The 12235-nt window shown below is 29.1% G+C and carries 11 protein-coding genes; 1 reads left to right on the top strand and 10 read right to left on the bottom strand.

Features of this window, described 5'->3' with window-relative positions:
• Positions 1–20: 20 nt before the first annotated feature.
• From ACYPV9_RS11095 to ACYPV9_RS11055, 9 genes are all read right to left on the bottom strand, one after another.
• Positions 21–284, bottom strand: coding sequence for a hypothetical protein (locus ACYPV9_RS11095; RefSeq protein ID WP_299061677.1), 264 nt, complete (start codon positions 282–284; stop codon positions 21–23).
• 247 nt (positions 285–531) lie between these two features.
• The gene (locus ACYPV9_RS11090; protein WP_459743730.1) at positions 532–2070 is read right to left on the bottom strand and encodes a hypothetical protein; all 1539 of its coding nucleotides are present in this window, start codon (positions 2068–2070) and stop codon (positions 532–534) included.
• A 19-nt stretch (positions 2071–2089) separates the two neighbouring features.
• On the bottom strand, positions 2090–4381 hold the full coding sequence (locus tag ACYPV9_RS11085; protein ID WP_459743728.1) for an FdhF/YdeP family oxidoreductase: 2292 nt from the start codon (positions 4379–4381) through the stop codon (positions 2090–2092).
• Entirely contained in the window at positions 4374–5183 is an 810-nt protein-coding gene (fdhD, locus tag ACYPV9_RS11080) for a formate dehydrogenase accessory sulfurtransferase FdhD (protein WP_459743726.1), read from the bottom strand. The genes ACYPV9_RS11085 and fdhD overlap by 8 nt, the downstream gene beginning before the upstream one ends.
• 74 nt (positions 5184–5257) lie before the next feature.
• Positions 5258–6433 carry a class I SAM-dependent methyltransferase gene (locus ACYPV9_RS11075; RefSeq protein WP_459743724.1) on the bottom strand — a complete coding sequence of 392 codons (1176 nt, stop codon included), beginning with the start codon at positions 6431–6433 and terminating at the stop codon, positions 5258–5260.
• A 6-nt stretch (positions 6434–6439) separates the two neighbouring features.
• Positions 6440–7522, bottom strand: a complete 1083-nt coding sequence (locus ACYPV9_RS11070; protein WP_459743722.1) for an AI-2E family transporter — start codon at positions 7520–7522, stop codon at positions 6440–6442.
• Entirely contained in the window at positions 7522–8799 is a 1278-nt protein-coding gene (locus ACYPV9_RS11065; protein WP_459743720.1) for a hypothetical protein, read from the bottom strand. The genes ACYPV9_RS11070 and ACYPV9_RS11065 overlap by 1 nt, the downstream gene beginning before the upstream one ends.
• A gap of 45 nt (positions 8800–8844) precedes the next feature.
• Complete coding sequence (locus ACYPV9_RS11060; protein WP_459743718.1) at positions 8845–9504, bottom strand: pyridoxamine 5'-phosphate oxidase family protein; 660 nt, start codon at positions 9502–9504, stop codon at positions 8845–8847.
• Positions 9505–9507: 3 nt separating this feature from the next.
• The gene (locus ACYPV9_RS11055; protein ID WP_459743715.1) at positions 9508–9798 is read right to left on the bottom strand and encodes a DUF1272 domain-containing protein; all 291 of its coding nucleotides are present in this window, start codon (positions 9796–9798) and stop codon (positions 9508–9510) included.
• A gap of 82 nt (positions 9799–9880) precedes the next feature.
• On the opposite strand from ACYPV9_RS11055, the gene pdxR reads away from it, so the two are divergent.
• Positions 9881–11374, top strand: coding sequence for a MocR-like pyridoxine biosynthesis transcription factor PdxR (pdxR, locus tag ACYPV9_RS11050; protein WP_459743713.1), 1494 nt, complete (start codon positions 9881–9883; stop codon positions 11372–11374).
• Here pdxR and ACYPV9_RS11045 read toward each other — a convergent pair.
• Positions 11349–12212: an RluA family pseudouridine synthase gene (locus ACYPV9_RS11045; RefSeq protein WP_459743710.1), complete on the bottom strand. Its 864-nt coding sequence runs from the start codon at positions 12210–12212 to the stop codon at positions 11349–11351. The two genes, pdxR and ACYPV9_RS11045, sit on opposite strands and share 26 nt — an antisense overlap.
• Positions 12213–12235: the final 23 nt, after the last annotated feature.

Below are 12235 nucleotides of genomic sequence, written 5' to 3'. Positions count from 1 at the left end.
AACTTACTTATAGGGCGTAGTTATCTTTTAGTAACGGTAGCAAAAACTTTTAAAGTATCTTGCTTAACTATTACTGCATTATCTAAAGTTAATTTAATTACATGTTCTGGGTTAGATACTTGAAAAATATAACTATACTGTCTAAATGATGTTATGTGGTAATTTGGGAATTCTTTAGCAACAACAGCTTTATTAGACTCATAATGTTCTATTTCTGTTTTGGCTGGTTGACAACTAGCAAGCATTAAACTTGCAAATAATGTTGTTAAAAAAACTTTTTTCATCTTAAAATAATTTTTATAAAATTTAATAAAAACTATTATTTACAATCAGAAACTAATTTTTAGAGGTTGATACTTTAGTTATTCTGGAACTATAAAATAATAGAACAAAATACTCGTAAAGTTAGGGTGCTTTATTTTGTATTATAATTTAAATCTATGTAATTATATACATAAATCTTTAAAATAATTATAAACTTAATATAGGGAGTTCAATTACTTAAAATTGGTATAGCAAATATACAAAAAATTATTTCATATTTAAAAATGAGAAATCAAAATTTAGTCCTAAATTTAAAAAAGGGTTACTCAACTCTCCACCTTTTGCTTTTACGTAACCAATAGCGCTTCTTAAACTTACTTTATTAGTTAGTTGATAATTAATACCAAAGCTTGGTTTTATAATTAGTCCTTCTCCGGTACTAATGTTTCCACCACCTGCTGCACCTGCTAGAATTTGTGTAAAAAGGGTGGTGCTATTATTTAATAATTTATTTGTTTTTAGACCTAAACCTACAATTCCTTCTGCGTAAGCACCAGCATTTCCAAAATTTGCAAATGATGTTTGGCCTGCTACATATAAATTTTTAGAAAGATCAAAGTTTACTTGTAAAGATATTTGATGCATATCTTCTGTATCTAATGTCATACGTTCTGCATCGATATACCAATCTTGCTTTACAATTAGTTGTATTCCTTTAAACTTACCTTTATTAAAGTTTTTTACATTTGATTGTGTACCGTTTCTATCTACGTAATATTTAATCCCAAAGCCATAAGTAGAAGTTGTAAAAAAATCTGTGTTTGGTGTAAATAAATAACCTTTATTTAACGCTATATAAGTGTTGCCAAATAGTTTTTGCTCGATTGAAATATCTGGTGAAATCATAAATCCCCCATTAGAATTAACGCCACCACCACCACCAGCACCAATTGCAAGTTTGGTTAATATGTTTGTTCTGTTTTTATTAAAGGATAAATTGTAACCAGCTCCTAATAAAACATCCATATATCCAGCTCTAATTCCGCTATAAGCCCCATCTAGCTTTAGAAAAGCAAACCAATTTTCTGAGATATAATTGGCAAATTCAAAACCAGCTAATCGAATTGTTTTACCTTCTATAATACCTCCTGGATAATTTTTAGCTTTTGTGGCTTTTAAATTATTAAGATGCAGTGTTAGAGATGTTTTTTTTGTGGGACTATTCCAAGAAGAATTTTCTAATTCTTTAGTTGTAAATTCTTTCTCAATAGCATTGTAATCAGAATAATTAAAGTTTACAGGAATTTCTAAAGCAACATTTATTTGACTTCCGTTGATTTTTCCACCATCAAAAAAGTTTAAATAACTGTAACCAGCGTTTAAATTGAAATGATCAAATTTATAACCTAGGTTAAAGTGAGGTAAAATAAAAGCGCCACCACCGTCTGCTGCAGCTGCACCACCGCCGCCGCCAAAATGAAACCCGGTATCTATAAATAATTTTTCGGTTAAGAATTTCTTGTATCCAGTATTAACACCAAGTGTAAAAAAACCACCTCTTTTGCCAGTTACAGCACCATAAATACCCAAACCAGCATAAAAATCATCGTTTAAAAATAAATTATAATGTATTCCAGAAAACCCCATGTTTGACTCATTAGGAATTTCTAATTGTGGCATTTTTATAGATAAAAAATCTACTTTTAAAAATCCGTTTTGCACTTTTTTTTCTGGAACTAAATTTGTCTGAGATGAGAGAATTTGACCGCAAAAAATGGTTGCTAAAATTAATAAATAGTTTTTCACAAGAGTAATTTTAAATTTTTTATCTTTTTTCAATTGTAATAATAACTGTTTTTGATGTAGGTGTATTACTTTCTCTAGCAACACTTTTTATTGGTACTAAAACATTTGCTTCTGGAAAGTAAGTTGCTGTACACTGTTTAGGAATATCGTACTTTACTACCAAGAATCCTTTAGCAATTCTTTTTTCATTATTAAAATGACTTACCAAATCTACTAAATCTAATTGCTTTAAATTGTTTTCTTTCATGTCTTCTTCATTCATAAAAACAATTCTTCTTTCATTTAAAACACCTCTATATCTATCATTTAAACCATAAATAGTTGTGTTGTATTGATCGTGAGTTCTAATTGTCATCATTATAAATTCATCTTTATTTAAATCTATATCTGATGGTTTATTAAGTGTAAAGTTGGCCTTTCCTGAAGATGTAGGAGAGAAGTTGTTGTCTCTAGCATTGTTGGGTAAATAAAAGCCACCTTTAAGTCTAGCCCTTTTATTATAGTTTTCAAAACCATTAATAGTTGCTTCAATTTTATTTCTGATTAAATCATAATCAGAAGCAAGTTTGGTCCAGTTTACATTCGAATTAACTAACGTTGCAGTTGCCATACCAGCAACAATTGCGGTTTCACTTAATAAAAAAGGAGAGTGAGGTTTTAAATGGCCTTTTGATTGGTGTACAACTCCCATAGAATTTTCTACAGTTATAAATTGTTCTCCATTAGCTGTTATATCTTTTTCAGAACGACCTAAACAAGGTAGAATTAATGCTTGTTTACCATGAATTAAATGGCTTCTATTAAGTTTTGTTGATATATGCACTGTTAAGTTGCAGTTTCTTAATGCATCTGCTGTGTATTCTGTGTCTGGAGTTGCAGAGACAAAATTTCCACCCATTCCAATAAAAACCTTAGCTTTACCGTTATGCATTGCTTCTATAGAGTTTACAACATCATAACCATGTTTTCGAGGTGCTTTAAAAGAGAATTCTTTTTCTAAACTATCAATAAATGCATCTGGCATTTTTTCCCAGATACCCATTGTTCTATCTCCTTGTACATTAGAATGACCACGAACAGGACAAGTACCCGCACCTTTCTTACCAATACTACCTTTCAACAAAAGAATATTTACCAATTCTCTAATATTATCAACAGCATTTTTATGTTGAGTTAAGCCCATTGCCCAACAAATAATTATTTTATCATTATTAATTATTAAATCGGTAGCTTTTTCAATTTCTTCAAGGGTTAAGCCTGTTTGAGGAAGTAAATCTTCAATAAAAAAAGTATCAAGATCACTTAGAAGAGCTTCTAAACCTTCGGTTTTACTATTTATAAATTCATGATTAAAAACAGAATTAGGCGATGCTACTTCTTTTTCTTTCATTAATTTTAAAATAATTTTGAGTAACGCAACATCTCCGTTTATTTTTACTTGTAAAAATAAATCGGTTAAATCTTTACCAGAACCAACCCATTTTAATGGATTCTGAGGATCTTTATAATTTAATAGACCAACTTCGGGTAACGGATTTACAGTAATTATTTTTCCGCCATTATTTTTAGTTTCTCCTAATGCGGTTAACATTCTCGGATGATTAGTTCCGGGGTTTTGTCCCATAACAATAACTAAATCGGCATGATTAAAATCGTCTAAAGTAACAGATCCTTTACCAATTCCTAAAGTTTCTGAAAGAGCGCTACCACTAGATTCGTGGCACATATTAGAACAATCTGGTAAATTATTAGTACCGTAATGTCTAACAAATAATTGATATAAATATGCGGCCTCATTACAGGTTCTTCCTGATGTGTAAAAAATTGCTTCGTCTGGAGATTGTAAAGCATTTAATTCTTGTCCAATGATAGAAAAAGCGTTTTCCCAAGAAATTTCTTGGTAATTATCTTTTCCTTCTGGCAAATACATGGGTTGTGTAATTCGTCCGCTTTTACCAATTTCATAATCAGATAATTTAGAAAGTTCGTTAACAGAATGTGTTGCAAAAAATAGCGGTGAAACTTTATCTTTGGTAGCTTCTTCGGCTACAGCCTTTGCCCCATTTTCACAATATTCTGCTAAAAAAGCTCTTTTAGCATCTGGATCTGGCCATGCACAACCAGGGCAATCAAAACCATCTTTTTGATTTAAATTTTTTAGTAAACTTATTCCTTTAACTAAACCCGCTTCTTTAGTAACGTGTTTTAATGCAGATTTAATTGCTTTAAAACCAACTGCCGAATCTGGAATATCTTTTAATTTGATTCCCGTAAACTTTTCTGGTGGTTGAGCGTTAGTATTTTTAGACATGGGTATCGTTTTTTTGAATGTATGATGGATTGGCGTAAATTGTCATTTTATTTTCTCTAGTAAATCCTATTAAGCAAATTCCGAATTCTTTAGCAAAATCTACAGCTAAAGAAGAACAAGCAGAAACGGCAATAATTACGGGTATTTTAGCTATAAAAGCTTTTGATACAATTTCATAAGAAACTCTACCACTTACTAATAAATAATTTGCGGCTTTTAAATTGTTTTTAATTAATAAATCGCCCACAATTTTATCTACAGCATTGTGTCTACCAATATCTTCTTTAACAGATAATAAATTATTTTCTTTATCAAAAATTGCAGCGGCATGACTACCTCCAGTAGCTTTAAAAGTGTTTTGCAGAGCTTTCATTTCAACAAACATTTTGTGAATGTTGTTTGCCGAAAGAAGATTTTTATTTGATAATTTTTTGCCAGAAATTTCTAAATCTTTTAATTCTTGTTTACCGCAAATTCCGCAAGATGAAACAGACAATAAAGTACGTTTATTTAAATAGCCTTTTCCTAAATTATCTTTGGTGATATTTACATTTATAATTGCAGGAATTTCTTCAACTTCTTTTGTGATTTCGTAATTTAAAGCATTACTGTATTTATAAATATCTTCTGCGTAAAGCAAACCTCTAATTAGCTCAAAGTCGTTGTTAGGTGTTCTCATTACAACAGTATATGCATCATTATTAATATTTATTTGTAAAGGTGCTTCTACAACTAAATTATCTTCAATAGAAAATTGATTTGAGTCTGAAATTTTTAATCCTTGGTAAATAAATGTTTGCATAGGCGGTAAAGTTAACCTTTAAACGCAAAAAAATAAAGAAAATAGTGTAGTTAATTTAGTAAGTAACTGGTTGATTATGCTTTTGAGCAAACAATACAAATTAAGTTGTTTGTAGAATCTGTTGTAAAAAAAAGATATGTATTTCCACCATCTTTAATTTTAGTTTCTTTTCTTATTTGAGCAACTGTTTTAGGAAAATTTCGAGTTGTTATATTCGCTTTATTTTCCGAAAGGATTTTTTTAATTTTCTTTTTATCGTAATTTAAAATATTTTCAATCTTAAAAGTTCGACCCGGAAAATCTATTTTATTTTCTGATGTATATAAATGCGAGTGTTGTTGAAGTTTAAAAACATTTAACTGATTTGTAATTTGATGAAATCCGCCAGATTTTAAAATCGCAGCATTGGGCTCGTACAAATAGGTAAGTGGTTCAGAATAATTAGAAATTGATTCTTCTTTATATTTAAAACTAAAATTTTCTACTTTTTGTTTTAAAATATTAGCAGTAATTATTTGTACAGCGTTATTGTACTCTTTTTCTAAAATGAATAGTAATTCTTTTACTTCATTATTAATCGCTATTATGTGAATTTCTTTAACAAATTTAAGCTCGTTAATTGCGCTTGTAATATCTAATATTGGCGAGTTTTTAATTAAGATTTTATCAGATTTAGAAAATAAAAAATCGATATTTTCTGGTACATTAGGTAAACAATCTTTAAGTAAAAAAACTTTTCCTTTAACATCACTTCTTCTAGAAGGGTCTATATAAATACAATCGAAATTAGTATCTTTATTTTTTAAGAAATCTAGTCCGTTACCAGAAAAAGTTGCAATATTGTTTTTTTCTAATTGCTGATAATTATGATGTACAATTTCTGATAAATCAGTATTAAGTTCACAATGTGTAACTTGTTTAAATTTTTCTGAAAAATAGTAACAATCTACACCAAAACCGCCAGTAATGTCAATGATAGTATTTCCTTTTACAAGACTTGCCTTATACTTTGCTGTAATTTCAGAAGAAGTTTGTTCGATACTTAATTTGGCAGGATAATAAATGTTCTCTGTAGTAAACCAAGTTGGTAATTTTTGTTCAGATTTTTGTTTCGCTATAATTTGATTTGCCAGTTCTTGTATTGTAATATCCTTAAATGGACTTCCTTTTAAAATCAATTTGGTAATATCAGCCTTTAAGTTATCTAAAATAAATTGCTGAACTTCTGTACGTAAAATGGCTAAATTCAAAAGAAATTACAAGTCTTTAGTTAATGATTTTACAATCTTATTATCAGATAAAAATTCTTTTAAAACAACCTTTAAAGCAGTATAGCAAGGTACGGCAGTTATCATGCCAATAACTCCAAAAAGTAAACCTCCAATAATAATAACTAAAAATATTTCTAAAGGATGAGATTTAGTTGTTTTCGAAAAAATTAATGGTTGACTGGCGAAATTATCTATTAATTGTGCTATTAAATAACCAATCATCACGTAAATTGTAGTTGGTAAAATTTCTTCTTGAAAGTTTAAACCAATATTACTTGTCATCGATAAAATAAACATTAAAACTGCGCCAATCATAGGGCCAACGTAAGGAATTAAGTTTAATAATGCGCATAAAAAAGCAATAACTACAGCATTTGTAATACCAAATATTAGTAGAATTAAAGTATATACAATAAATAGGATAGTAATTTGAAGTAGCAAACCAATAAAATATCTAGAAAGTAAATTATTAATTGTTTCTAATGATTTAGAAAATCTTGTTTCTGTGCCGTTTGGTATTATTGCAAGTACTCCTTTTTTTAATATTTGACTGTCTTTCATAAAAAAGAAAGAAATAAATAATACAGAAAATAAGCCAACGCTTAAAGAACCTACAGCACCTAAAACCGAATTTAAAAGGTTTGGAATTTCTTTAAATTGAGATAATAAATCCACATTTTTTAGTTCGCTTAAAACGTCAATTCCTTTAGAAGAAAAATATGAAGTTATTTGGTTAAAAATTTCTTGAATGTTATTTTGTAATTTGTTTACTTCTAATAAAGATAAGCTTTTTCCTTGTTCTGCTACCAAAGGAATAAACATCACAATTAAACCTGTTAAGAAACCGAGCATTAAAATCATTGTAAAAACAACTGCAAGCGTATTTGGGAATTTTAATTTTCTTCTAAGAAAAATAATTAAAGGTCTTGCTATTAAAGAAAGTACACTTGCAATAATTATATATACAATTACAGATTGAATAGCGTACAAGAAATAACCGAGTAAAACGATACCAATTATTATAGCTAAAGCTCTTAAAATACCGTTTGCAATTGTTTTAGAAGTCATTAATTATAAGCTTTTACGGTTCCCATACTTAAATTATTCCCATTAGCAAAAGTATGATTAGTTGGCAGCATTGTACCACTTTCTGTAGTAATCCAATCTTGCCAAGTTGCCGGAACTTCTACCATTTTCATACTAGGAACATTCATTTTGTAGCTAATTGGTATATAGTTTTCATCCAATATCCAAAGATAAGAATCTCCTGGTGTTGTTCCGCCAGAAGTATATTTTACTAAAAGCGCATCTTTATCATCTACTTTTTTAATTGTTCTAATGGTACCATTATCAAAAAGTTTGTGTGGTGCAACTAACCAAAAAGAATCGTTATTAAAAATATCCCAAGCACGTTTTACAATTTTTTCATCAGCAATATCTTGCTTAACATCATTATAAAAAACGGTGCTTTTTTCTTTTGCTTGTGGATGCAAGTTTACACGAATAGTATCCCAAGAAACATCTACAATATGATTTTTTTTATCCCATTTAAAATGCCTTCTACCTCCAAAGCTCCATTCTATAAAACGTGTTTTTTTATAGTTTTCATGCTTTATTGCTTTTAATATTTTGTGTGCCAACTCATCTGCTTTTTTGTTGTATGCTTTTACATTATTCATAGGTATTTCTAAACCAAAAAGCGATAGTTTATGTTTGGTTGGTAATTTTATACCAGATTGGGTTTCTTTCCAATCAGACCAAGTTGCAGAAACACCTCCAAGAGGTATTATAGAGGTCCACATTTTATAAGAAATCGGGATATTGTTTTCATCTAAAATCCATAAATAAGAGTCTCCAGGAGTAGAGCCACCCGTTTTGTATGTAATTAAAAGAGCTTCATTATCGTTGTAATTTACAAGGCGTCTTTCTGTGCCACTATCAAAAACTTTGTAAGGTGCAATTAGCCAAAAAGAATCGTTATTAAAGTAACTTTCTGCTTGCTTAATTAAATCTTCATTTTTAGTAAGTTTATTATTTATATAAACTTCAGAATCTGATGAATTGTTAGTTTTTAAAAGTACTTTATTATTATCCCAAGTTACTTCAACTAAATTTTCTTGTTTGTGCCAAACATAAAAATGTTCGTTTCTAAAATTCCATTCTATAATTTCTGTAGCGTCAAAAGCATCTTTATTTAGTGCATTTAACATTTTAGAAGCTAAGGCATCTGCTTGTTCGCCTTTTACTCCGTTTGGTAATTTTTCGTTATTAGCAAAGTAATAAATACCTAAAAATAAGATTAAAATTAAAAATAGAAAACCTATAATTTTGAAAAACTTCTTCATGAATATTAGATAAATTAGACTGTAAATTTATCAATTTTATATAAGTTATGATTTGTTTTCTTCATAATATTCTAAAATGTGTTTAGGTATTTCCATTTTCTTTGGTTTACCTTCATCAGCAATTGGGAATTTTGCAATTTGTTTTATTGGAATTACTCCAGCCCAAACATCGGTGTTGTAGTCTTCGGGTTCATCATTAACACCAACATCTCTTATTTTGGCAGAAGCCGTCTCTATTTTAAAAGCTACAACTAGAGTTCTATCTAATTCTTTTTCATTTATTGGTCTTAAAGAATCCCATTGTTTTGGTACCATTTGGTTTACAATTAACTTTAGAATTTCTGTTTTTTCGATATCATTTTCAACCTTAGTTAATTGCCCAAATAAGGTTGCAGATCTGTAGTTTACCGAGTGATGAAAGCCAGATCTTGCCAAAACTAAACCGTCTAAATGCATTACAGTAATAGAAGTTTCGCCACTTTTTAAAATTGCTTGCAACATTCTGTTTCCTGTAGAACCATGAATGTAAATCTTGTTTTCTCTTCTTGCATAAGCCATCGGAATGGTAATTGGTTTGCCATCATAAATGTAGCCAACATAACATAAAAAACCTGCATCTAAAATAGCATTGATTTTTTCTACATCATAACTTGCTCTATTTGCGCCTCGTTTTACTCTATTTAATTTCGATTGCTGATATTCCATGTTTTATCTTTTTGACGGATGAATATTTTTATACTGATTTGTATTTAATTTTGCTTTTGCTAAATCTTTTGGTTGATGTACAATTTTTGATGAAGCGACATATTTTTTAATCATTTTTGTAGGACGAATTGGTCGTTCCACAAAATTACCCGAACAACTTGGGCACACGTTTTCAAAAATTTCTAAAGCACATGTTTTACAATAAGTACACTCGAAAGAGCAAATCATTGCTTCTGTAGAAGTATTAGGTAAAGCTTTGTTACAATGCTCGCAATTTGGTTTAATTTCTAACATATTTATCTATCTATTACTCAAAAATAGTATATTTATGGACTCTTAAAGTAATCCAGAATTAAAATAAATAATAGTCCAGTTTGTGTTTCCATATAAAACAAGTATAAATTTAGATAGAAATAATAGGCAAGCCCTATATGTACAATTGTCAAATCAATTTATACAATTAATTAAAAATAAAAAACTTTTACCCAATACTAAGTTGCCTGGTAGTAGAACACTATCTACTTTATTAGAGGTTCATCGAAAAACAGTAGTAGCATGTTACGAAGAGTTAATGTTGCAAGGTTGGGTAGAAAGTATAGCCAAAAAAGGAACTTTTGTAAATGCCAATTTACCGGAATTACATGTACAAGATTTTAAATTTGATAATCAGGGAAAAGAAACAAATACAACTGGTTTTAGTTTTTATAAAAATGAAGAATTAGTAAGGAAACTTCCTGAAAAGAAAGATGGTTTTATGTATTTGAATGATGGAGTTTCTGATGCAAGATTAACACCAACAGAAGACATAGCAAGGATTTACAGAAGAATTTGTAGTAGAAAACATATTTATAAAGAAATGTCTTATAGTTCTTTATTCGGAAATGAAAAGTTGCGTAAAACATTGGCTAACTACCTGAATAAAACACGAGGTTTATCTGTTTCTTATGAAAATATTTTAATAACCAGAGGAAGTCAAATGGGAATATATTTGTCTTCTAAATTATTGTTAAAAAAGGATGACTTCATTGTAATTGGTGAAACAAATTATTCATCAGCTGACTCCACATTTTTACAAAGTGAAGCAAATTTAGCAAGAGTTTCTGTGGATGAAAATGGTTTAAATATTCAAGAAATTGAAGAAATTTGTAAAAAGAAATCTATAAAAGCAGTTTATGTTACTTCTCATCATCATCACCCAACAACTGTAACTTTGTCGGCTGAAAGAAGAATTCATTTATTGAATTTAGCAAAAAAATACAGTTTTGCAATTATTGAAGATGATTACGATTACGATTTTAATTACAATCATTCACCGATTTTACCTTTGGCAAGTCACGATGCAAATGGAAACGTAATTTATATTGGTTCTGTTTGTAAAACAGTAGCACCAGTTTTTAGAGTTGGTTATTTAATTGCGTCAAAAGAGTTTGTAAATGAAGCTTCAAATCAACGAAGGTTTATTGACAGACAAGGAGATGCATTGTTAGAATTAACGTTTGAAGAGTTTATAAAAAATGGCGATTTAGACAGACATATTAAAAAAGTAATGAAGGTTTATAAAACGAGAAGAGATTTGTTTTGCAGGCTTTTGGAAGATAAATTCAAAGATGTTTTCACTTTTGAAATTCCAAAAGGAGGAATGGCAGTTTGGTTGACTTTAAACAAAAAATATTCCTGGAAATCAGTTTCTGAAATTGCCCAAAAATACAAATTAGAAATAGGAGAGTGGCAACGTTATGATATTGCCAAATCTGGTCATAATTCTATACGATTAGGTTTTGCAATGTATAACGAAGAAGAAATTTACGAATTGATAAATAGACTTACTAAAACAATGAAAGAAGTTAAAAATTCGGAAAAATTTTTCTAAACTTTTTTGGTAATTCTTTCGAAATAGTAATTTTTTCTTGTGTAAACGGATGAATAAAATCTAAACTTGCTGCGTGTAAATACAATCCTTTTCCGTTTAAAACCAAACCTTCTTTAAAGTGTTCTTTATCTCCTAAAATAGGATTTTTTAGAGATAATAAATGTTTTCTTAATTGATGTTTTCTTCCTGTTTCTGGCTTTAGTTTTACCAAGTTTAAAAAATCAAAACGTTTAGAAGTTACAGATTCTAAAACTTCATAATTTGTAAAAGCTTCTTTATTATCTATTGGTTTGTCTGTGTAGCCTTTAGCGTTCATTTTACCAATTGTTATTGCAAAGTATGTTTTTTTGATGTTCTTTTCTTTAAACAATCTACCAAGTTCAATGATAGATAAACTAGTTTTACCAACCAAAAGTAAACCACTTGTTGGGTAATCTAATCTGTGAATTGGTTGCGGTTTTACTGCATCTGCAAGCGAACTCTTAATAAGGTTTTGCGATAACGCATTTGCAACAGTTACAAATTTATTACCGCTAACTAAAATTCCAGCAGGTTTGTAAATAATTGCTAAATAATCATCTTCAAATAAAACTTCTAAATTTAATTTCAATCTCTCAAAAGTAGTGGTGTTTTCAGATTCAAAAAGATCTATTTTTTCACCTCCAGAAATATATATTCCAGTTGAAGCTATTTTATCATCAATAAAAATATGTCCTTTTTTAATAGCTTTTTTAATTCCTGATTTTGTTGGTATAGCATTAAATATTCCGACGCTGTATTCTTGAAAACGAACCGGTTTCTCTAATTTTTTTACAAAATGGGTTTCTAATAAATTCAATACATAAAAATTTTTATAAAATA

This window comes from Polaribacter sp. OB-PA-B3 (genome assembly GCF_054589375.1).
Note: the sequence above shows the minus strand (reverse complement) of the source record. Positions and strands in the feature narration are given on the sequence as shown.